Source organism: Streptomyces panaciradicis (assembly GCF_023516615.1).
Classification (GTDB): Bacteria; Actinomycetota; Actinomycetes; order Streptomycetales; family Streptomycetaceae; genus Streptomyces; species Streptomyces panaciradicis.
Window position 1 is genome coordinate 19,371 of sequence record NZ_JAMGBF010000068.1, and the last position, 22,045, is coordinate 41,415.

The following is a 22,045-nucleotide window of genomic DNA, read 5'->3' on the forward strand; positions in this document are numbered from 1 at the left end:
AGCCGCTCACGTCATGGACCCGGTCCACACTGGGTCCATGGCAGTTGACGCTTTGACCGACGTCCTCGGCGTGCGCGTGGGCCACGCGACGCGCACCGGTGACGGCTGGCTCACCGGAACCACCGTCGTCCTCGCCCCGGAAGGCGGCGCGGTGGCCGCCGTGGACGTGCGCGGCGGCGGTCCCGGTACGAAGGAGACCGACGCCCTCGACCCGCGCAACCTCGTGCAGAAGGTCGAGGCGGTCGTCCTGACCGGCGGCAGCGCGTACGGGCTCGACACGGCTTCCGGTGTGATGGGCTGGCTGGAGGAGCGGGGGCGTGGGGTGCGCGTCGGAACGGATCCACTGCACGTCGTGCCGGTCGTGCCCGCCGCGTGCGTCTTCGACCTGGGGCGGGGCGGCGACTTCCGCGCCCGGCCCGACGCCACCACCGGCCGGGCCGCGGTCGAGGCGGCCGCGGCGAGCACGGTCGGCGCGCCCGTGCCGGAAGGGTGTGTGGGCGCCGGTACGGGGGCGGCCGTCGGGCCGTTGAAGGGCGGGGTGGGCACGGCGAGCGCTGTTCTCGGCTCCGGAGTGACCGTGGCCGCGCTGGTGGTGGCCAATGCGGCGGGGTCGGTGGTGGACCCCGAAACGGGCGTCCTGTACGGGGAGTTGTTCCAAGGGCGCGTGAAGTACCCGGAGGAGGGCGTCCACGAGGCCGCGCGCCGGCGTCTCGCAGAGTGTGCGGCGAGGAACGGGCGCCCGCCGCTCAACACCACCCTCGCCGTGGTCGCCACCGACGCGGACCTGTCGAAGGCGCAGGCGCAGAAGCTCGCCGGCATGGCGCACGACGGCATCGCGCGCGCCGTGCGGCCGGTCCACCTGCTCAACGACGGCGACACGGTGTTCGCGCTGGCGACAGGCGCGCACCCGCTCGACGCCGAAAACCCCCTCGCGCTCAACGAGATCCTCGCTGCCGGCGCGGACGTGGTGGCGCGGGCCATCGTGCGCGCCGTACGCGCCGCGGAGTCGGTGGACGGACCGGGCGGGGCGTGGCCGTCGTACGAGGAGCTGTACGGGAGCCGGTGAGCCGGCGGCGTCCGAACACACCGGGCGCACAGCGCGAGTTCACCACGGCACCGCGCCGTGCGCGCCGGCTCCGCGCGCCCGCGCCCCCACCAGCGACAACACCCCTCCCGCACATTGTCCCGGTTCTGTCACGCGACGGCGTCCAAGGCGTACGGCGGGAACCTCCCGGACCACCCGCCCCCTCTTTCCCCACGCACTGGAGCGGAGCACGCACACCACGAAAACCGGGAGCAGCACGTGAAAACGCCGAACATGGCAGCGCGGCGCGCACTGGGGGCAAGTGCCGTCCTGATGGTCGGCGCCCTCACCCTCACCGCCTGCGGCGGTGACGCCAACGCCGACTCGAACAGCGACGGCAAGACCGGCAACAGCTCGCCCAAGACGTCCACGGCCAAGATCAGCATCTCGGCGAAGGACGGTTCGACCGCCGCGTCGATCAACTCGACCGGCGTGAAGGTCAGCGGGGGCAGACTGACCGCCGTGAAGATGACCCTGGCGGGGACGGGACAGGCCGTGCCGGGTTCCATATCCGGCAACGGCGGCACCTGGAAGCCGAACCAGCAGCTGGAGCGCGGGACCAAGTACCAGATCTCGGCGACCGCGAAGGACTCGGACGGTCGCACGGCGGCCGCCAACTCCATCTTCACCACGGTCACTTCGGCGAACAGCTTCATCGGTACGTACACGCCGGACAACGGGACCACGGTCGGGGTCGGGATGCCGGTGTCGTTCGACTTCGACAAGGTGATCAGCGACAGGAAGGCCGTGCAGTCGCACATCACGGTCACCTCCAGCAGCGGGCAGAAGGTGGTCGGACACTGGTTCGGCTCGCAGCGGCTCGACTTCCGGCCCGAGGAGTACTGGAAGGCCGGCTCCAAGGTCACCATGAAGATCGACCTGGACGGCGTCGAGGGCGCGAACGGCGTCTACGGGGTGCAGAAGAAGACCGTCACCTTCACCGTCGGGCGCTCGCAGGTCTCCACGGTCGACGTGAACACGCAGACCATGACGGTGGTGCGGGACGGCAAGACCTTCAAGACGCTGCCGATCTCGTCGGGCAGCCCGGATCACACCACGTACAACGGGCAGATGGTGATCTCGGAGAAGTTCGTGCAGACGCGCATGAACAGCCAGACGGTCGGCCTGGGCGGCGAGTACGACATCCCGGATGTGCCGCACGCGATGCGACTGACGACGTCGGGGACGTTCATCCACGGCAACTACTGGTACAACAAGGGCAACCCGCCCTTCGGCCGCGAGGGCACCAGCCACGGCTGCGTGGGGCTCGCGGACGCGCAGGGCGCGCAGGGCGCCACGAACGCCAAGTGGTTCTACGACAACTCGCTCGTCGGGGACGTCGTGATCGTCAAGAACTCCCCCGACAAGACCGTGGCGCCGGACAACGGACTCAACGGGTGGAACCTGCCGTGGAACGAGTGGGTGGCGGGAAGCGCCGCGTGATCGCGCACACCGCGCATGATCGCCCCAAGGAGCTCCTGAGCAGCGAGTTCTGACAGGTCATCGGGCCGTGTGGGAATTTCTCACACGGCCCGCTCGTTTTCCGTGCGCACGTTTTCTCGGTTCCCGGACATGATGTCCGACCGAGGGGCTACGGTATGCACCCACAAGGTGACATGCAGCAACGCCGGGAGAAACCTTGAGCGTTCCGTACGAGACAGCAGCGTACGAACCACCCGAGTCGCCCGAGTCTCCGGAGGAGCACCTCGCGCGACTCCTCGGCCGTGCCCTGAACTCATTCGAGTTGCCGGACGAGGTCATACAGCGTCTGGAGTGTGCGCTGGCGCACGACAGCTCGCTGCACTCCGCGCACCACAGTTCGGGGCTGCACCGCGAGACGTACCGGCACACCTGGCTGCTGGCCGACGGCTCGGCACTCACCCTGTGGGAGCTCGTGCACAATCCCGCGCCGGGCAGCGCCGCCCAGCACGAGGTGTACGTCGACGAGGAGGAGCTGCGCGCCGCCACCGCGCGCCTGCCCCTGCCGCCGGACACCCCCGACTTCGAGTTGCCGGTGACGGTGCACCTGTCGCCGGTTCCCGCGCCCCGGCACGCGTACGCGCCGGACGACTCGGCCGACCACGCGCGCCGGCTCCTGCGCCGCGCCGAGAACACCGACCGGCCGGGCGCGGAGACGGCCGCGTTACTCACGACGGCGTTCGCGCACCAGATCACGCAGGCCTTCGGGCGCCCCTGCCGCGCGCGGCGCGCGGGACTGTGCTTCGCGCTCTACGAGCACGCCTTCCTGCTGCGCGACGGCGAGGAGGTCTCCCTCTGGGAGGTCGAGCACACGGCGACGCCGGACGGGCGGCACATGTGCGAGGTGTACGTGACGGAGGACGCGGCGCGGGACGCCATGGAGCGGCGGGCGGCTCAGGTCTCCTGAGAAACGGAGCGCGCAGGCCCTCTACGCACGCCTCCGGCGCCCGCCCCGGCGGCCGTCGCTGAGCTGCCGTACGAGCCCCGCGAACGCGGCTCTCTCCGCCGGGGTCAGCTCAACGAACTCGATGTGGGGAGCGGACTGGCGCCGGCGCGGGAGGACGCGCGGACCGCGGACGACGGCGAGCCCCGGAACGGGCCCGAAGTGACCACGGCGGGCGAAGGCGTACAGGGCGAACACCCACAGGGCGGCGGTGAGGAGAAGTATCGCCGCGCCCATCGACTGCAGAACCGGGACGTGCTCATCAGGCATGCACCCAGTAGACACCACGGTCCGGACCCTTGGGCCCGGACCGTGACGTATCTCGCAGGTGGCGTGAACCACTCACAGCGCCTCAAAGAGACAAATGGATCTTTACGCCGCCACCGGCTGCTTCGCCTCGGCCGCCGCGGTGGCCGTGCCGTCCGTCTTGCCGGCGCCCACGGCGCCCGGTGCGGGCTTGCGCATGCCCTTCAGTACGACGACCAGGGCGGTGGTGACGCACACGCCGACCGCGATGGCGATCAGGTAGAGGAAGGGGTTGCCGATCAGCGGGACCACGAAGATGCCGCCGTGCGGGGCGCGCAGGGTGGTGCTGAAGGCCATCGACAGCGAACCGGTGATCGCGCCGCCCACCATGGCGGAGGGGATGACGCGCAGCGGGTCGGCGGCGGCGAACGGGATGGCGCCCTCGGAGATGAAGGAGGCGCCGAGGACCCAGGCGGCCTTGCCGTTCTCGCGCTCGGTCTCGGTGAAGAGCTTGCCGCGGACCGTGGTGGCCAGGGCCATCGCCAGCGGCGGGACCATGCCGGCGGCCATGACCGCGGCCATGATCTTCATCGCGGAGTCGCTCGGGTTGGAGACGGCGATGCCGGCGGTGGCGAAGGTGTACGCGACCTTGTTGACGGGGCCGCCGAGGTCGAAGCACATCATCAGGCCGAGCAGGGCGCCGAGCAGGATGGCGTTGGAGCCGGAGAGGCCGTTCAGCCAGTCGGTCATGGCCTTCTGGGCGGAGGCGATGGGCTTGCCGACCACGACGAACATGAGGAATCCGACGATCGCCGAGGAGATCAGCGGGATCACCACCACCGGCATGATGCCGCGCAGCACGGCCGGGATGTCGATCTTCTGGATGGCCATCACCACGCCACCGGCCAGCAGACCGGCCACCAGGCCGCCGAGGAAGCCCGCGTTGATCGTGGAGGCGATCATGCCGCCGACGAAGCCGGGGACGAGGCCCGGCCGGTCCGCCATGCCGTAGGCGATGTAGCCGGCCAGCACCGGGACCAGGAAGCCGAAGGCCACGGCGCCGATCTGGAACATCAGGGCGGCCCAGCTGTCGGTCTGCGTCCAGACGAAGTGGTCCATCACCGAGGGCGCCGACTTGATCTTGTACCCGCCGATCGCGAACCCGAGGGCGATCAGCAGACCGCCGGCCGCGACGAACGGGACCATGTAACTCACGCCGGACATCAGCCACTTGCGCAGCTTCGTGCCGTAGCCCTCGCCGGAGTCGCCGGCGCGCTCGACCGGCGTACCCGCGCCCGAGGCGGCGCCCGCGGTCACCTCACCGCGCGCCGCCTTGCCGCGCACCTCGGTGATCAGCTCGCCGGGGCGGTTGATGCCGGCCTTCACGCCGACGTCGACGGTGGGCTTGCCGGCGAAGCGTTCCTTCTCCCGTACGGGAACGTCGTGCGCGAAGATCACGCCGTCCGCCGCCGCGATGACGCCCGGGTCGAGCCGGGTGAAACCGGCCGAGCCCTGGGGCTCGACGACGACCTCGACGCCCGCCTCGCGGCCGGCGTTCTCCAGCGACTCGGCCGCCATGTACGTGTGGGCGATGCCGGTCGGGCAGGAGGTGACGGCGACGATGCGGAAGGGCCGCTCGGCGGAGGCGTCCTCGGCGGGAGCGCTCGCGCCCGCTGCCGGGGCGGTGTTGTCCGTGGCGTCGTCGGCGGAGGCCGCCGCCGACGACGCCACGGAGTCCTCGGAGGCGCCCTGCGCGGCGCCCGTACCCGCGCCGGCGACCGCCGCCTCGGGCGTCTCGTCCCCGCGGATCAGCGCGGCCGCGGCCGACGCGTCCCCCACCGCCCGCAGCGCGCTGGTGAACTCCGCGTTCATCAGCTGCCGGGCCAGCGACGACAGGATCGTCAGGTGGGCGTCGTCGGCACCGGCGGGCGCCGCGATCAGGAAGATCAGGTCGGCGGGGCCGTCCGGCGCGCCGAAGTCGATCCCCGCGGCGCTGCGCCCGAAGCCGAGCGTCGGCTCGGTGACGTGCTCACTGCGGCAGTGCGGGATGCCGATGCCGCCGTCCAGGCCGGTCGGCATCTGCGCCTCGCGCGCCGCCACATCGGCGAGGAAGCCCTCCAGGTCGGTCACCCGGCCCAGGGCCACCATGCGTTCGGCGAGGGCACGCGCCGCCGCTTCCTTGGTGTCGGCGGACAGGTCGAGATCGACCAGGTCCGCGGTGATCATGTCGCTCATCGCGGGCTCCTTAGCACGCGTATCGCCCATGGAGTGGGGTGGGCGGGGGTGGGGACGGGGACGGGGGTGCCGTGGGGGGTGGCATGCGGGGTGGCGGAAAACTCAGGGCCGCCGGTGCGGGCGGGTCCGGTCAGGACACGTCCAGTAGAGGCGAGCCGGGTGGAGGCGGCTCCGGTGGAGGCGGGGCCGGGGAGACCCCGCCTCCCGGTGAGGTCAGGGCGGCTCAGGTGGCCCTGCCTCCCGTCGGCCGCGGCGAGTAACGGGGAGTCTCGCCGCCCGGCGGCCGTATGACGCACACCGGAACCTCGGCCGGTATGGACGTGCACGGCACCGGAACCACGGCCAGTACGGACATCCACGACACCGGAAGCACGGGCGTCACGGACGTCCACGGCACCGGAACCTCGCCCGGTACGGACGTCCACGACACCGGAACCTCGCCCGGTACGGACGTCCACGACACCGGAACCTCGCCCGGTACGGACGTCCACGACACCGGAACCTCGCCCGGTACGGACGTCCACGACACCGGAACCTCGCCCGGTACGGACGTCCACGACACCGGAACCTCGCCCGGTACGGATGTTCATGACGCCGGCTCCGTCAGCTCGCGGTCGACCGGTACGTCGGCGGTCACCGTCACCGCCGCCAGGTCCAGGTCGTCGGGCGTCGGCATCTCGCTGCCCGGCAGCTGGACGGCCGCCGCGCCGTGCGCCACCGCCGAGGCGAGCGCCTCCGGTCCGCTGCCGCCGGCGATCAGGAAGCCGGCCAAAGACGAGTCGCCGGCGCCGACGTTGCTGCGTACGACGTCCACGCGCGCGCTGCCGAACCAGGCGCCCGCGCCGTCCACCAGGAGCTGTCCGTCGGCGCCCAGGCTCGCGAGCACGGCGCGCGCGCCCATCTCGCGCAACTCCTCGGCCGCCTTCACCGCGTCGCCCACCGTGGCGAGCGGGCGCCCGACGGCCTCCGCGAGCTCCTCGGCGTTCGGCTTCACCACGTCGGGCCGCTCGCGCAGCGCCTCCAGGAGCGCACGCCCCGAGGTGTCCAGCGCGATCCGCGCGCCCCCGGCGTGCGCCCGCGCGACAACATCGGCGTACCACGCCGGCGCGAGGCCGCGCGGCAGGCTCCCGCAGCACGCGATCCAGTCCGCGTCGCGCGACTGCGCGCGCACCGTCTCCAGCAGCAGTTCCTGCTCCTCCGCGGACAGTTCCGGACCCGGCGCGTTGATCTTGGTCAGCACCCCGTCCGCCTCCGCGAGCGCGATGTTGGAGCGGGTGGCGCCGGCGACCGGCACCGGCGCGACCTCGATGCCCTGCGCGTCGAGCAGGTCGGCGACGAGCGCCCCCGGCGCACCACCCAGGGGCAGGACCGCCACCGTGCGCCGTCCGGCGGCCGCGACGGCGCGCGAGACGTTCACGCCCTTGCCGCCCGGGTCCATGCGCTCGCCGGTGGCGCGGATGACCCCGCCGCGGTCGAGCGAGGGGACCTCGTAGGTGCGGTCGAGGGAGGGGTTGGGGGTGACGGTGAGGATCATGCGCGTACTACTTCCGTGCCGCCGCGCTCGATGTCGACGGCGTCTTGTCGGCTCAGCCCGCTGTCGGTGATCAGCAGATCCACGTCGCTCAGGTCGCCGAAGCGGGCGAAGTGCTCCTGGCCGTGCTTGGAGGAGTCGGCGAGCAGCACCACGCGGCGGGCGGCGGCGACGGCCGCGCGCTTGACCGCGGCCTCGGCGAGGTCGGGGGTGGTCAGGCCGTGCTCGGCGGAGAAGCCGTTGGCCGCGACGAACAGCACGTCCGCGCGGATCTCGCCGTAGGCGCGCAGCGCCCACGCGTCGACGGCGGCGCGCGTGCGGTGCCGTACGCGCCCCCCGACGAGGTGGAGCTGGATGCCGGGGTGGTCCGCGAGGCGGGCGGCGATCGGCAGGCTGTGCGTGACGACGGTGAGCGAGGACTCCAGCGGGATCGCGGCGGCCACGCGGGCCACGGTCGTCCCGGCGTCGAGGATCATCGTGCCCTCGGTCGGCAGTTCCGCGAGGGCGGCCTTGGCGATGCGGTCCTTCTCGTCCGTGGAGGTCCCCTCGCGCTCGGCGAGGTCCGGCTCGAAGTCGAGGCGGCCGGCCGGAATGGCGCCGCCGTGCACCCTGCGGACCAGGCCGGCGCGGTCGAGGGCCTTCAGGTCCCGGCGGATGGTCTCCGCCGTCACCTGGAACTCCTCGGCCAGCGACACCACGTCCACGCGGCCGCCGTCACGGGCGAGCCGGAGGATCTCCTGCTGCCGCTCCGGTGCGTACATCTCCGTCGCCTCCGCCTCGATGTCCGAGTCTTCCCACCTGATGCCCGAACTTGTGGTTTCTCTCGGAGGCTACGCCCGGATTTCTGGAAAGTAAACAGCTTCGGGCATCATCCGGACACAAACGGGCCCGCACCCCCTGCCTCCCCCGGACACAAACGGGCCTCCGCCGCCTGAAGCTCCCGGACGCAAACAGGCCTCCGCCGCCTGAATCCCCCGGGAACGCAAACGGGCCTCCCACCCCCTGAGAGGAGTGGGAGGCCCCGTGACGCCCGCAGCCGACGCGCCAAGCGACGGCGCCCCTCCCCTACACCGCCGCCCCTTCCCGGGCCGGCCGGCTTTCCGCAGCGGCCTGCCCGGCCTCGTCGTCCTCCGCCGCCGAGACGTCCGTACCGTCACCGCCCGGGACCTGCTGGGCCGCCCGCCGCGGCAGCGCGAACATCAGCAGGAAGATCGCCGTCATCACGGCCGCCACCCAGCCCAGCGCGTGCTGGAAGGCGTGCACGAACGCCGGTCCCACCTCGGCGGGAGCCAGCCGGTCCCCGATCGCGCCGAAGAAGACCACCGACACCAGGCCGAGGCCCAGCGCGTTCCCCATCTGCTGCACGGTGTTGATGAGACCGGACGCCGAGCCCGCGTGCTCGCGGGGTACGTCCGTGAGCACCGCGTCCGTCAGGGGAGCGACGATCAGCCCCATCCCGACGCCCATCACCACCAGCGGCAGCGCCATCTGCCAGGAGGCGATGCCGAGCCCGTACCGGTCGGACTCCCAGATGTAGAGCAGGACGCCGGCCACCATCAGCAGGGCGCCCGCCTGCAGCACCTTCCGTCCGAAGCGCGGCACCAGCTTCTGCACGGACAGTCCCGCCGCCGTCGAGACGGCGATCGAGAAGGGGATGCCGGTCAGCCCCGCGCGCAGCGCGCTCCAGCCCAGGCCGATCTGCATGTACAGCGTCCACACCAGGAAGAACACGCCGAGCGCGACGCCGAAGACGGTCTGTACGGCGATGCCGGCCGCGAAGCTCTTGACCCGGAACAGGGAGAGTTCGACCAGCGGGGAGCCGTCCCGCGCCGCCTTCCGCCGTTCGTACGCCACCAGCGCCGCGAAGACCAGCACCGCGCCCGCCATCGAGACGTACCCCCACAGCGGCCAGCCCAGCTCGCGGCCCCTGGTCAGCGGGTAGAGCAGCATCAGCAGGCCCAGCGTCACCAGCGCCACGCCCACCAGGTCGAGTTTGAGGGCCCGCGGCGCCTTCGACTCGATGATGAAGCGGCTGCCCAGGATCAGGCCCGCGACGCCGAAGGGGAGGTTGATGAGGAAGATGGGCCGCCACTCGAGCCCGAAGAGGTTCCACTCCGTCAGCAGGGCACCGAGCAGCGGGCCGAGCACCGCGCCCAGCCCGACGACGGCCCCGAAGAGCCCGAAGACCTTGCCACGCTCGTGCGCCGGGAAGGTGGCGTGCACGATCGACAGCACCTGCGGCACCATCATCGCGGCCATGCCCCCCTGCAGGACGCGCGAGGCGACGAGCATCTCCGGGTTGACGGCGAAGCCGCACAGCGCCGAGGCGAGGGTGAAGCCGCCGATCCCGATGAGGAACAGTCGCTTGCGGCCATGGATGTCGCCGAGACGGCCACCTGTGATCAGGCCGGCGGCGAAGGCCAGCGCATAGCCGGCGGTGATCCACTGGATCTGGCTGAAGGAGGCACCCGCGTCCCGCTGGATCGACGGGATGGCGACGTTGACGATCGTGACGTCGACGAGGTCCATGAAGGCCGCGGTCATCACGATGGCGAGGGCGAACCAGCGACGCCGGTCCGGCGGTACGACGGGGTTCTCGATGCGGTTCATGGCTCGACGCTATGACCCCAGTAGGTCAGAACAGGTCCTACTTCCGAGGCATCCTCGACAGCATGACGACGGACACCCCGGCTCGGCTCCTGACGCTCCTCTCCCTCCTCCAGACACCCCGCGAATGGCCCGGCGGAGAGCTCGCCGAGCGGCTCGGCGTCTCCCGGCGCACGGTCCGCCGGGACATCGACCGGCTCCGCGAACTCGGCTATCCGGTGCAGGCCACCATGGGCGCCGACGGCGGCTACCGGCTGGTCGCCGGCAAGGCGATGCCGCCGCTGGTGCTCGACGACGAGGAGGCCGTGGCCATCGCGGTGGGCCTCAGGGCGGGCGCCGGGCACGCCCTCGAAGGCGTCGACGAGGCCTCCGTACGGGCCCTCGCCAAACTGGAGCAGGTCCTGCCCTCCCGCCTGCGCCACCGCGTCACCACCCTCCAGGCCGCGACCACCCCGCTGACCAGCGGCGACGGGGCCAGCATCGCGCCCGAGACGCTGACCGTGATGGCCTCCACGGTCGCCGGGCGGGAGCGGCTGCGCTTCGCCTACCGCGCCGGGGACGGCACGGAGTCACGGCGCCTGACGGAGCCGTACCGGCTCGTGTCGACCGGACGCCGCTGGTACCTCGTCGCCTACGACCTCGACCGCGCCGACTGGCGGACCTTCCGCGTCGACCGGGTCAGCGAGCCCTTCGCGACCGGCGCACGGTTCGCCCCGCGGGAGCTGCCGACGGGGGACGCGGCCGAGTACCTGCGCCGCTCCATGCAGCGCCGGCAGGAGGTCTACGACTTCGACGTCACCTTCGCCGCGCCCGCCGAGGCCGTCGCCGCGAAGGTGCCCGCGTGGCTGGGGACACCGGAGCCCCTGGACGCGAACTCCTGCCGGCTGCGGGGCAGTTCAGGGGACGCGCCCGAGTGGACGGCGGTACGGCTGGCGCTGCTGGGGTTCGAGTTCACCGTGCGAAAGCCTGCCGAACTGGCCGAACAGGCACGGGAGTTGGGGGCGCGGCTGACACGCGCCGCGGGCGGGTGACGGCGCCCGGCGCGCCGGAGAGCACCCCTAGCACCGCGGTCCCGCCCCTACCCCTCCCCCGCGATCTCGTCCCAGGGAAAGTCGCGCACCGCCTCCAGGTTCTGCAGCGCGAGCGCCGCCGGCCCCCGCGCCCCGCTCGCCGGCGCCTCACCGGCCGCCCACACCTCGACGGCCACGCGTACGGCGGCCCCGGCGACGGCGGCGGCGAACCGCAGCCGAGAGGACCCGGCGGCCCGACTGCCAACGTTGTCACGCCCATCGCCGCCGGGACTTCCCTGACCGCCGCCGCTCTCCCCGGCGCCCTCCGGAGTGTCCTCCCCGGCCCTCGCCGCCATCCTCCCCGCCAGCACCTCGCCCAGCCGCCCCTCGGACTCCTGGCAGACCTCCGCCCAGACCTTGGCCAGGGCCGGGCTGTCGTCGGTCAGGCGGATGAGGGTGCGCACCAGTTCCCAGGTGGCCGCCGAGACACCGGCGCCCGGTGTCAGGGTGTGGCGGACCGCGTGTTCCAGGGCCTCGGGGACGGAGAGGTGGGCGGGGGCCTCGGCGAGGGCCTCCGTCCAGCGCTCGGCGCCTGCCGCGTACAGGGGGGCGACGGCTTCTTCCTTGGTCGCGAAGTAGCGGTAGAAGGTGCGGGGGGCGACTCCCGCGGCCTGGGCGATGTCCTCCGCGCGGGTGGCGCGCAGGCCCTGGCGCACGAACAGGCCGGCCGCGGCGCGGGCGATCTCCATCCGGGTCGCGGCCTTGCGCCGCTCGGTCAGGGAGAGCGGCGCCGCCGTGGAGGAGCGGGGGTTCGATGCGGGGGTGGGGCTGCTCACATCGGCAGGCTATGCCGATGTGGCACAATCTGCCACCGGCGGGCCACCCCGGGGTTCAGGTTCGGGGTGCCCCGCCCTCCAGCATGCGCGGACACCGGCCGACCGGCACGCGGACGCCCTCCGGTCAGTACGCGAGGATCCTCCGTCGACCACGCGGAGAGGCCCACCGGTCAGTACGCGAAAATCCTCCGTCGAGCACGCGGAGACACCCGCCCGCCCAGCACACGCGGAGACACCCTCCGGCCAGCACACAAGGACACCCTCCGACCAGCACGCCGGGACACCCCCCGGCCAGCACACAAGGACACCCTCCGACCAGCACGCCGGGACGCCCCCCGGCCAGCACACAAGGACACCCTCCGACCAGCACGCGGAGGCACCCTCCGGCCGGCACCCGAGGACGACCTCCACCCCAGCGCCCGCGAACGCCCCTCATCCAGCCCGCCCGAACACCCCCGCCCAGCCAGCGATGCGCGGCCGCGCGGGCGGATGAAAAAGAGCCGGGCTACGGCGCCCGGGGGGAGGGGCGCCGCAGCCCGGCTCAGGGAAGGTCCCGGCGCCGGGGGGGGGGGGGGGATTGCGTCGGGACGTGGTTCGGGTGGGTCGCGCTGGGCGGCCGCGCCGGTCCGGGTCGCCCCGAACACCTGCCGGTTCGCCCGAACTCCAGTGCCCTGAAGTCTTTTTCCCAGGGCACCGCCGGTTGAAGCGGCGTTACGCGCCATGTTTGCGCGGTCTTCCGCCACCCGGCGTACGCGGCCCGGGCCGTCGTACGCCGACGCCGCGGGCCGGCTCGCAGCGCGCGCCCACGCGCGCGGACCGGCCGCAGCGGCTCGTCGGTGTTACGCCGCCGCCTCGAAGCCGGTGTCGCGGGCCAGCTTCTTCAGCTCCAGCAGCGCGTGCTTCTCGATCTGCCGGATGCGCTCACGCGTCAGGCCGTGCTCCTTGCCGACCTCGGTCAGCGTGCGCTCGCGGCCGTCCTCGATGCCGTAGCGCATCTTGATGATGGAGGCCGTGCGCGGGTCTAGGCGGCCGATGAGGTCGTCCAGTTCCTCGCTGCGCAGCAGGGTGAGGACCGACTGCTCCGGGGAGACCGCGGAGGTGTCCTCGAGCAGGTCGCCGAACTGGGTCTCGCCCTGGTCGTCCACCGACATGTTCAGGGAGACCGGGTCGCGGGCCCAGTCCAGGACGTCGGTGACGCGGTCGGCGTTGGAACCGAGCTCGGCGGCGATCTCCGCGGGCTCCGGGTCGCGGCCGTGCTCGCGGTTGAACTCGCGCTGCACGCGGCGGATGCGGCCCAGCTCCTCCACCAGGTGGACGGGCAGCCGGATGGTGCGGGACTGGTCGGCTATCGAGCGGGTGATGGCCTGACGGATCCACCAGGTCGCGTACGTGGAGAACTTGAAGCCCTTGCGGTAGTCGAACTTCTCGACCGCGCGGACCAGACCGGCGTTGCCCTCCTGGATCAGGTCCAGCAGGGGCAGGCCGCTACGGGGGTAGCGGCGGGCCACGGCCACGACCAGACGGAGGTTGGAACGGATGAAGATGTCCTTGGCGCGCTCACCCTGGTCGACGAGGGCTTCGAGCTCCTCGCGGGTGGCCTCGGCCTTGGACTCCTCGTACCCGTCGAGAACCTGTCGCGCGAACACACCCGCCTCGATGATCTGGGACAGCTCGACTTCCTTCGCGGCGTCGAGCAGCGGTGTGCGCGCTATCTCGTCGAGGTACATGCCGACCAGGTCGCGGTCTGCGATCTCGCCGCCATGAGCGCGAACACTGCGTGCCGCGTTGCCGGTCTCGCCGGCGGCGGACTGACGACGGGCGACGGCACGGGTTGCCATGCGTGCTCCCTTGCGATGGTGGGCTGGCGGGTATTGGTCCTTCTCGGACGCCGGGCACTCACCTTCGAGTACCGCTAAGCACCTTGGTCGGGTGCCCTGCATCTGTTGGAAACAACGACTGGAATCCGGACAGAATTCCCAACCCGTCACCCCAATTTTCTGATCATGCAGTACCCTGTGCGGCCACATGAGGAGGTCCGATGCCGTCGGAGCGGGCAGAGGTGCAGGTCAGGCCGGGAGTCGAGAACGACCTCGAAGCCCTCACCGACATCTACAACCACTACGTACGTGAGACGCCGATCACATTCGACACCGCCGTCTTCACTCCTCAGGAGCGCCGTCCGTGGCTGCTCTCCCACCCGGAAGACGGCCCGTATCGCCTGATGGTTGCCACGGAAGCGGACACACAGGAAATTCTGGGCTACGCCACATCCAGTCCTTATCGCGCCAAGCCCGCGTACGCGACCTCCGTGGAGACGACGGTGTACGTGGCCCCGCACGCGGGCCGCCGCGGCATCGGCACGCTGCTGTACAAGGCCCTCTTCGAGGCCCTGGCCGGCGAGGACCTGCACCGCGCCTACGCGGGGATCGCCCAGCCCAACGAAGCGTCCACGCGGCTGCATGAACGCTTCGGGTTCCGGTACGTCGGCACGTACCGCGAGGTGGGCCGGAAGTTCGGCCGCTACTGGGACGTCGCCTGGTACGAGAAGGAGCTGTAGGCAGAGCTCCGGGTCAGCCGAACTGCACCGACCGCTTGGCCAGCCCCATCCAGAACCCGTCGATCACGGACTTCTGCGCGTCCAGCTCGCCGACCGCGTCGGCCGCGCCCATGGTGACGAACAGCGGGGCGAAGTGCTCGGTGCGCGGGTGGGCGAGCCGGCCGGCCGGGGACTTGTGCAGGAAGTCGAGCAGCGCGTCGACGTCGCCGTCCTCCAGCCTGCGGTGGCCCCAGTCGTCGAACTCGGCGGACCAGCCGGGCACCCCCTGGCCGACGTGCCGCAGGGCGGCCAGGTTGTGGGTGAAGAAGCCGGAGCCGACGATCAGCACGCCCTCGTCGCGCAGGGGCGCGAGCTTGCGGCCGATCTCCATCAGCCTCACCGGGTCGAGCGTCGGCATGGAGATCTGCAGTACGGGGATGTCGGCGGCCGGGAACATCTCGACGAGCGGGACGTACGCGCCGTGGTCCAGCCCCCGGTCCGGGATGTCCTGGACGGGCATGCCGGGCGCGCGCAGCAACTTGCGGACGGACTCGGCGAGTTCGGGGGCGCCGGGCGCTTCGTACCGGACGCGGTAGTAGTGCTCGGGGAAGCCCCAGAAGTCGTAGACGAGCGGGACCGTCTCCACGGCGCCGAGCGCCAGCGGGGCCTCCTCCCAGTGGGCGGAGACCATGAGGATCGCCTTCGGGCGGGGCAGGTCGGCGGACCACGCGGCGAGCTGGCCGGGCCAGACGGGGTCGTCCGCGAGGGGCGGCGCGCCGTGACTGAGGTAGAGGGCGGGCATGCGCTCCAGTGTTTCGGCGGACATGACGGCGGCTCCCTGTACTTCCCGGTACTCCCCTGCGGTTTCCCGACGGCTTCTCGATGGTTGAAATCTAAAACGCTATGAAAAGACCGTACGCTTCATTTGTTTAAATTTCAAGGAGAGGTCTCGTACAGTGGATGCATGAAGACGGCACCCCCCTCCGCTGCACCCGCTTCCGCGGCACAGGAGCCCCCCGCGGGCACCCCCTGGCTCTCCGACGAGGAGCAGCGCGTCTGGCGCTCCTTCATCCACGCCACCACGCTCCTGGAGGACCACCTCGACCGCCAGCTCCAGCGGGAGGCGGGCATGCCGCACGTCTACTACGGCCTTCTCGTCGGCCTCGCCGAGGCCCCGCACGGCCGGCTGCGGATGACGGAGCTGGCGATGAAGGCGAAGATCACCCGTTCCCGTCTCTCCCATGCCGTCGCCCGGCTGGAGAAGAACGGCTGGGTGCGCCGCGAGGACTGCCCCTCCGACAAGCGGGGCCAGTTCGCGGTGCTGACCGAGGAGGGCCACGAGGTGCTGCGGCGGACCGCGCCGGGCCACGTCACGGCCGTACGGCAGGCGGTGTTCGACCGGCTGACCCCCGAACAGCAGAAGTCCCTCGGCGAGATCATGCAGATCGTCGCCGAGGGACTGCAGCCCGACGAGGCGGGCGCGGATCTGCCCTGGCTCCGCTGAGCCGCTCACTCGGCGAACCAGGGCAGATCCTGGGGTCGTACGCGGGAGGCGTCCCCTTCCTCCTGCGTACGAGTGGTTCCGAAGGGGTACGGCCGGGCGGCCGCCGTCAGTGGGCGACCACCGGGACGGCGAGCTCGTCCTCGACGCCCTCCTCGGACCCGGCCACCGCGGTGGAACCGGGGCGGCCGGCGTTGACCAGGGTCACGACGACCACCGCGGCCAGGACCAGCATGCCGACCGCGATCCAGATCGCGTTGGTGTAGCCGTGCACCGCGCCCTGCATCTGCACCAGCTGCGCCTGCGACTTGGAGGTCGCGGAGCCGATGTGGTCCTTGATGTACGCGGTCGTCGCGGACGCGGCGATCGTGTTCAGCAGGGCCGTGCCGATCGCGCCGCCCACCTGCTGCGAGGTGTTGACCATCGCGGAGGCGACACCGGCGTCACGGGGCTCGACGCCCAGCGTGGCCAGGGACATGGCCGGCATGAACGCCGTACCCATGCCGAGACCGAGCAGCAGCATCGAGGGCAGGATCGTCGAGGAGTACGACGAGCCGATCTCCAGCTGCGTCATCAGCAGCATGCCGACCGCGGCGACCAGGAAGCCGGGGCCCATCAGCGCCCGGGCCGGGACCCGGGTCATCAGGCGGGCGCCGATCTGGGTGGAGCCGATCATCATGCCCGCGATCATCGGCAGGAACGCGAAGCCGGTCTTGATCGGCGAGTAGCCGTTGATGACCTGCAGGTAGTAGGTCAGGAACAGGAAGGTGCCGAACATCGCGATGATCGCGATACCGAGCGAGAGGTAGATGCCGCCGCGGTTGCGGTCGGTGATCACGCGCAGGGGCAGCAGCGGGGCCTTGACCTTGGCCTCGGTGACGACGAAGGCCGCCAGCAGCACCGCGGAGGCGACGAACAGGCCGACCGTCAGGGAGTCGCCCCAGCCGTCGGACTCGGCGCGGGTGAAGCCGTAGACGAGCGAGACCAGACCGAGGGTGGACAGCAGCACGCCGGGGATGTCGAGCGGGTTGCGGTTGCGGCCGCCCTCCGGCTCACGGATGACGAAGTACGCGCCGAGCGCGGCGACGATGGCGAACGGGATGTTGACGAAGAACGTCCAGCGCCAGTCCAGGTACTCGGTCAGCACGCCGCCGAGGATGAAGCCGACGGCGCCGCCACCACCGGCGATCGCGCCGTAGATGCCGAACGCCTTGGCGCGCTCCTTGGCGTCCGTGAACATCACGGCGAGCAGGGAGAGCGCGGCCGGGGCGAGCATGGCGCCGAAGACGCCCTGCAGGGCGCGGGCGCCGAACATCATGGCGCCGGTGGTGGCCGCTCCGCCGAGCGCGGAGGCGGCGGCGAAGCCGGTCAGTCCTATGACGAAGGCGCGCTTGCGGCCCCACAGGTCGGCGATCCGGCCGCCGAACAGGAGCAGTCCGCCGAACGCGAGGGCGTAGGCCGTGACGACCCACTGCCGGTTGCCGTCCGAGATGCCCAGGTCGGCCTGGGCGGAGGGCAGCGCGATGTTCACGATGGTGGCGTCGAGGACGACCATCAGCTGGGCGAGCGCGATGAAGACGAGCGCCTTCCAGCGGTTGGAGTCGGCGGCGCCTGGGGCGCTGCCGGGAGCCTTCACGGCTGTTTCAGACATGGGGGTACCCACTTCGGGACTTCGTGACGGAAAAAGGGTGTCGTAAGGGGACGGCTCGCCCGGGGGCGAGAACCGGTCAGTCGGTGCTGGTGCGTGTCAGGTATCGGAAGTGCTGACCGCCGCGACGGGCGGAACTAATCGCGGAACCGATCGGCGGAACCGATCGGCTGCGCTAGTCGCAGGGTCGGCGCAGGTCCTCCACGGTGACGGGCGTGCCCGGCAGGACCGAACGGGCCGGCGCCCGCAGTCCGTCCAGGAACATCTGCAGATGGCGGTGGACGAAGCGGTCGTTGGTGAGGCAGTCCGTGCCCGCCGGGGGCCGGCTGAGCTGGGCCACGACGACCATCAGGTCGCCGACGCCCACGTCGGTCCGCAGCTGGCCGGCCTGCTTGGCCCGGTCCATCAGCGACTCGACGATCTGCTCGCACCGCTCACGCGCCGCTTCGAGATCGGGATGGTTCTGGTCGAAGGTGCTCTGGACCATCGGGCACAGCGCGCTGATCCGCTCGTCGGCGGCGATGTGCACGAAACGCTCGAGCGCCTCGAAGGCGTCCCCGGTCTCCGCGAGCGCCTGCTCGGCCGCCTCCGACGTCCGGTCCATGACGGAGCAGACGACCTCGCGGACGAGCGCGTCGCGGTCGGGGAAGTTGCGGTACACCGTGGCGTTGCCGACGCCGGCCCGGCGGGCGATGTCGTCGAGCGGCACGTACGGGCCGAACTCGGTGAACATCTCGCGGGCGGCGGTGACGATCCGCTCCCGGTTGCGCAGGGCGTCGGCACGGGGCCGGGGCACCTTGCGCTGCGCGGGCTTCGCGGTCGTCGTGGCGGTCACGGTGGACTCCTCGGAAATCTGTGGTGCGCGATGGAAATCTGTGGTGCGCGATCCGGGGAAGCAGTCCCCGTTTCGCTCGGACACCTGACTAAACGGGGAGACGCTCCCCGGTTATTTCGGGTTGAGCGGAAGTAATGACGTGACCTGCGTCACATCCCCCTGATGGCCCCATCACGGCCCGCTCTCGGCCCCGCCCCACGTTCGGACTCCTCCAGCGAGCGCCCGCCCACCCCGCGACCGAGGGTGATCGAAAGGGCGCAGCCTGACACCGGCGGCTGCCATGGACGAAGGGCCCGTGCATGCAGCTCAGCCGTCGGATACGTCCGCGCCGCGTCGCCGCCCTCGCGTCCGTCGCCGCCCTGATCCTCGCGGTCGGCACCTCGGCCGGCAGCGGGCACCTGCGGACACCGACCAGCGCGGCCGGGGCCGGCCCGATCGCGGCGGCCAGGGGCTCGGCCTTCGGCCCGTGCATGATCAGCGGCGGCCACACCGTCCAGATGTCGGAGGGCGTACCGACCTCCGCCGGCTACTCCCGCTCCACGGGCACCGTCCACGCCCTGACCCTGATGGTCGACTTCCCCGACGCCCCCGGCCCCGGCGACGCGCTCGCCCGCTACCGCGAGTTCTTCCCGCAGACCGCGAGATGGTTCCGCACCGCCTCCTACGGCCGCCTCGACTACCGCCCCGAGACCCCCATCCGGCACTGGCTGCGCATGCCCAAGCCCTTCAAGGCGTACGGCATAGAACGCGGCGCGCCCTTCGACCCCGGCTATCGCGACCTGGTCCAGGACATCGTCGGCGCGGCCGACCCCCAGGTCGACTTCCGCGACTACGACTTCCTGAACGTCCTCATGACCCCGAACGCGGGCCCCTCCGCGCTGGACACGGTCCTGTCGGTGACCTTCGCCGGCAACACGGAGGCGCCGGTCGCCGACGGCGTCCCGGTGGCGAACGCCTCCTTCGTCTACTCCCGTCAGGACGACGGCTCCGGCTCCTACGACCGCACCGGCTACCGCGTCCTGCCCCACGAGAACGGCCACGTCTTCGGCCTTCCCGACCTCTACACGCAGGAGGGCGGGGGCGCGGTCGGCCACTGGGACATCATGAGCGAGGACTGGGGCGTCAACAACGACCTCCTGGGCTGGCACAAGTGGAAACTGGGCTGGCTCGACTCCTCCCAGGTCGCCTGCGCGGCGACCCCGGGGACGATGTCGTACGCCCTGACGCCCCTGGAGCGGGCGGGCGGCCCGAAACTGCTCTTCGTCCCCCTGGGCCCCCGCACGGGATACGCCGTCGAGGTCCGCACCCGCGCGGGCAACGACGAGGCGGTCTGCCGGCCCGGGGTGCTGATCTACCGGGTCGACGCGGACGTGGACACCGGGATGGGGCCGGTGACGGTGTACGACTCGCGGCGGGACAGCGGGGGCTGCACCCGGAGCCCGAACGTGCAGGCGGAGCTGTCGGACGCGCCGTTCGGGGTCGGGGAGGTGTTCAAGGACACGAAGAGGGGGGTGCGGATCGAGGTGGCGGGGGCGGGCGGGGACGGGGAGTACCGGGTGGTGGTGGAGCGTAGGTGAGGGCGGTTGCCGGGGCATGAGGGTGGGGGTGCCGTCTACGGTAGGGCTGCCCTGACCGCCGTACCGGAGAGCCGATGCCACCCGCGAACCCCGCCCTCGACACCGCCTCCGACGCCGGCGCGCCGGCCGAGGCGGTCACGCCGCTGATCCGCGGGGTCGCCGTGCTGCACACCCTGACGGACGCCGGCGGCACGCTGAGCCTGAGCGCGCTGGAGCGGACGACGGGACTGGCCCGCTCCACGGTCGACCGGATCACCTCCACGCTGGCCCGCATGGGCTACGTCCGCCTGGACGGCCGCGACGCGGTCCTCACCCCCCGCGTGATGGAACTCGGCAACGCCTACCTGTCGGCCCTGCGCCTCCCCTCGCTCCTGGCCGGACGCGCCGACGTCCTGGCCGACGAACTCGACGAGTCCGTGTCCCTGGCCGTCGCCGACCGCGACGGCATCCGCTTCATCCACCAGGCCACCCGCCGCCGCGCGATGTCCCTCAGCTTCCGCATCGGCGACCTGCTGCCGGCCGAACGCACCGCGCCGGGAGCCCTGTTCGCGACGGAGTGGCGGGAGCCGGAGTGGCGGGCGTGGCGCGCGCGGCGGGCCGCGGATCCGCGGGACAGCGGCTTCGCGACCGTACCGCCGCGGCAATCGGCCGACGCTGGAGGGGACTTCGAGGAGCGGGTGCGGGCGGCGGCCGGGAACGGCTGGTCCCTGGACGACCAGTTGATCGAACCGGGGCTGGTCGCGGTGTCCGTTCCCGTACGGGACCCCCGTACCGGCAGGATCGCCTGCGCGGCGAACGTCGTCAGCCACACCAGCCGGCACACGGCGGCGGAGCTGCGCGAGACGCTGCTGCCGCGACTGCGGGAGGCGGTGCGGAGGATGGAGAGCGACCTGCGCACGCCGGTACGCGCCACCGCGCCTGCCCCGTCGGGCCTGGCGACGTGGACCGGCGCGTCCAAGCAGGAACTGGGCCGGGGGTTCGTCGAGTCCCTGGCGCGTGGACTGACGGTGCTGACCGCCTTCGGGGAGGGCCGGGCGGCGCTCACCCTGACGGAGGTCGCCCAGGCGACGGGGCTCGCGCGGGCGACGGCGCGGCGGGCGCTCATCACGTACGAGCACCTGGGGCTGGTCCGGGCGAGGGACCGCGTCTTCGAACTCACCCCGCGGGTCATGGGGTTGGGCTTTCCGCCGCTGTCGCGGACCTCGCTGCCCGAGATCGCGCTGCCGCACATGACCGAACTCTCCGAGCTCGTCCATGAGTCGACGTCGCTGTCGGTGCTGTCCGGACGGGACATCCAGTACACGGCGCGAGTGGCGACGGGGCGGGTGATGAGCGTGAACATCACGGTGGGCACGCGGCTGCCGGCGTACGCGGCGTCCATGGGACGCGTGATGCTGGCGGACCTGACGGACGCGGAACGCGAGCTGGACGCCCTGACCCCGCTGAGGCCGCTGACCAGGCACACGGTCACGGACCTGCCGACCCTGCGGCGCGTGCTGGACGAGGTCCGCGCGCAGGGGTACGCCCTGGTCGACGAGGAACTGGAGGAGGGCCTGCGGTCCATCGCGGTACCGGTACGGGACCGCACCGGCCGGGTGGTGGCAGCCCTGAACGTGGCCATGCACGCGGCCCGGCACACGGTCGAGGAGTGCGTACGGGACATCCTCCCCGAGCTGCGAGCGACAGCGGACCGCATCGAGGGAGACCTGCGGGTGGCGGGACGGTTCACGGGGGTCACGGTGGTGTGACGGGGTGGCGGCGACGTGACCGCCCCCGGGGGACAAGATCCGAGCGGCCCCCGGAACAGATCCGGTACGCTGACGCCTGTGGCCTTCACGGCCACGACCACGCCTTCGTAGCTCAGGGGATAGAGCACCGCTCTCCTAAAGCGGGTGTCGCAGGTTCGAATCCTGCCGGGGGCACAGTCAGAAGGGCCAGCTCAGGAGGGGTTTCCTCCAGGGCTGGCCCTTGGCCGTT

At 71.8% G+C, this 22,045-nt stretch carries 18 protein-coding genes and 1 tRNA gene; 9 read left to right on the forward strand and 10 right to left on the reverse strand.

Annotated features, from left to right (window positions below; genetic code table 11):
- Positions 1–37: 37 nt before the first annotated feature.
- The 3 genes from M8J74_RS22725 to M8J74_RS22735 all read left to right on the forward strand — a co-directional run bounded on the left by M8J74_RS22725 (position 38) and on the right by M8J74_RS22735 (position 3,470).
- Positions 38–1,066, forward strand: a complete 1,029-nt coding sequence (locus M8J74_RS22725; RefSeq protein ID WP_249838208.1) for a P1 family peptidase — start codon at positions 38–40, stop codon at positions 1,064–1,066.
- A 252-nt stretch (positions 1,067–1,318) separates the two neighbouring features.
- Entirely contained in the window at positions 1,319–2,527 is a 1,209-nt protein-coding gene (locus M8J74_RS22730) for a L,D-transpeptidase (protein ID WP_283948470.1), read from the forward strand.
- A 196-nt stretch (positions 2,528–2,723) separates the two neighbouring features.
- Positions 2,724–3,470 (forward strand): DUF6227 family protein, encoded by a 747-nt coding sequence (locus tag M8J74_RS22735; protein ID WP_058924795.1) that lies wholly within the window; start codon positions 2,724–2,726, stop codon positions 3,468–3,470.
- Positions 3,471–3,491: 21 nt separating this feature from the next.
- On the opposite strand, the gene M8J74_RS22740 is transcribed toward M8J74_RS22735, so the two are convergent.
- The 5 genes from M8J74_RS22740 to M8J74_RS22760 all read right to left on the reverse strand — a co-directional run bounded on the left by M8J74_RS22740 (position 3,492) and on the right by M8J74_RS22760 (position 10,128).
- Complete coding sequence (locus M8J74_RS22740; protein ID WP_249838210.1) at positions 3,492–3,776, reverse strand: hypothetical protein; 285 nt, start codon at positions 3,774–3,776, stop codon at positions 3,492–3,494.
- 102 nt (positions 3,777–3,878) lie between these two features.
- Positions 3,879–5,987, reverse strand: a complete 2,109-nt coding sequence (locus M8J74_RS22745; protein ID WP_249838211.1) for a PTS fructose transporter subunit IIABC — start codon at positions 5,985–5,987, stop codon at positions 3,879–3,881.
- 586 nt (positions 5,988–6,573) lie between these two features.
- Entirely contained in the window at positions 6,574–7,521 is a 948-nt protein-coding gene (pfkB, locus tag M8J74_RS22750) for a 1-phosphofructokinase (protein WP_249838212.1), read from the reverse strand.
- Positions 7,518–8,279, reverse strand: a complete 762-nt coding sequence (locus M8J74_RS22755) for a DeoR/GlpR family DNA-binding transcription regulator (protein ID WP_249838213.1) — start codon at positions 8,277–8,279, stop codon at positions 7,518–7,520. The genes pfkB and M8J74_RS22755 overlap by 4 nt, the downstream gene beginning before the upstream one ends.
- 304 nt (positions 8,280–8,583) lie before the next feature.
- Complete coding sequence (locus tag M8J74_RS22760; protein WP_249838214.1) at positions 8,584–10,128, reverse strand: MFS transporter; 1,545 nt, start codon at positions 10,126–10,128, stop codon at positions 8,584–8,586.
- Positions 10,129–10,190: 62 nt separating this feature from the next.
- On the opposite strand from M8J74_RS22760, the gene M8J74_RS22765 reads away from it, so the two are divergent.
- Entirely contained in the window at positions 10,191–11,156 is a 966-nt protein-coding gene (locus M8J74_RS22765; protein WP_249838215.1) for a helix-turn-helix transcriptional regulator, read from the forward strand.
- A gap of 47 nt (positions 11,157–11,203) precedes the next feature.
- Here the strand turns inward: M8J74_RS22765 and M8J74_RS22770 are convergent, their stop codons facing one another.
- Together M8J74_RS22770 and M8J74_RS22775 are read right to left on the reverse strand one after the other, a co-directional pair.
- Positions 11,204–11,971: a TetR/AcrR family transcriptional regulator gene (locus M8J74_RS22770; protein ID WP_249838216.1), complete on the reverse strand. Its 768-nt coding sequence runs from the start codon at positions 11,969–11,971 to the stop codon at positions 11,204–11,206.
- A gap of 839 nt (positions 11,972–12,810) precedes the next feature.
- Positions 12,811–13,809, reverse strand: coding sequence for a sigma-70 family RNA polymerase sigma factor (locus tag M8J74_RS22775; RefSeq protein WP_249838217.1), 999 nt, complete (start codon positions 13,807–13,809; stop codon positions 12,811–12,813).
- A gap of 200 nt (positions 13,810–14,009) precedes the next feature.
- Between M8J74_RS22775 and M8J74_RS22780 the strand changes: the two genes are divergently transcribed.
- Positions 14,010–14,528, forward strand: a complete 519-nt coding sequence (locus M8J74_RS22780; RefSeq protein ID WP_249838218.1) for a GNAT family N-acetyltransferase — start codon at positions 14,010–14,012, stop codon at positions 14,526–14,528.
- 13 nt (positions 14,529–14,541) lie between these two features.
- Here M8J74_RS22780 and M8J74_RS22785 read toward each other — a convergent pair whose 3' ends face one another.
- The gene (locus M8J74_RS22785) at positions 14,542–15,333 is read right to left on the reverse strand and encodes a dioxygenase family protein (RefSeq protein ID WP_249838219.1); all 792 of its coding nucleotides are present in this window, start codon (positions 15,331–15,333) and stop codon (positions 14,542–14,544) included.
- Positions 15,334–15,471: 138 nt separating this feature from the next.
- Here M8J74_RS22785 and M8J74_RS22790 point away from each other — a divergent pair, with 138 nt between their 5' ends.
- Positions 15,472–16,011 carry a MarR family winged helix-turn-helix transcriptional regulator gene (locus M8J74_RS22790; RefSeq protein ID WP_249838220.1) on the forward strand — a complete coding sequence of 180 codons (540 nt, stop codon included), beginning with the start codon at positions 15,472–15,474 and terminating at the stop codon, positions 16,009–16,011.
- Between the two features lie 106 nt (positions 16,012–16,117).
- Here the strand turns inward: M8J74_RS22790 and M8J74_RS22795 are convergent, their stop codons facing one another.
- Together M8J74_RS22795 and M8J74_RS22800 are read right to left on the reverse strand one after the other, a co-directional pair.
- Positions 16,118–17,659, reverse strand: coding sequence for an MFS transporter (locus M8J74_RS22795; protein ID WP_249838221.1), 1,542 nt, complete (start codon positions 17,657–17,659; stop codon positions 16,118–16,120).
- Positions 17,660–17,831: 172 nt separating this feature from the next.
- Complete coding sequence (locus M8J74_RS22800; RefSeq protein WP_249838222.1) at positions 17,832–18,491, reverse strand: TetR/AcrR family transcriptional regulator; 660 nt, start codon at positions 18,489–18,491, stop codon at positions 17,832–17,834.
- A 299-nt stretch (positions 18,492–18,790) separates the two neighbouring features.
- Between M8J74_RS22800 and M8J74_RS22805 the strand changes: the two genes are divergently transcribed.
- The 3 genes from M8J74_RS22805 (at position 18,791) to M8J74_RS22815 (ending at position 21,990) form a co-directional block, all read left to right on the forward strand.
- Positions 18,791–20,068 carry a M6 family metalloprotease domain-containing protein gene (locus M8J74_RS22805; protein ID WP_249838223.1) on the forward strand — a complete coding sequence of 426 codons (1,278 nt, stop codon included), beginning with the start codon at positions 18,791–18,793 and terminating at the stop codon, positions 20,066–20,068.
- 74 nt (positions 20,069–20,142) lie between these two features.
- On the forward strand, positions 20,143–21,816 hold the full coding sequence (locus tag M8J74_RS22810) for an IclR family transcriptional regulator domain-containing protein (RefSeq protein WP_249838224.1): 1,674 nt from the start codon (positions 20,143–20,145) through the stop codon (positions 21,814–21,816).
- 101 nt (positions 21,817–21,917) lie between these two features.
- Positions 21,918–21,990, forward strand: a tRNA-Arg gene (locus M8J74_RS22815).
- Positions 21,991–22,045 lie beyond the last annotated feature (55 nt).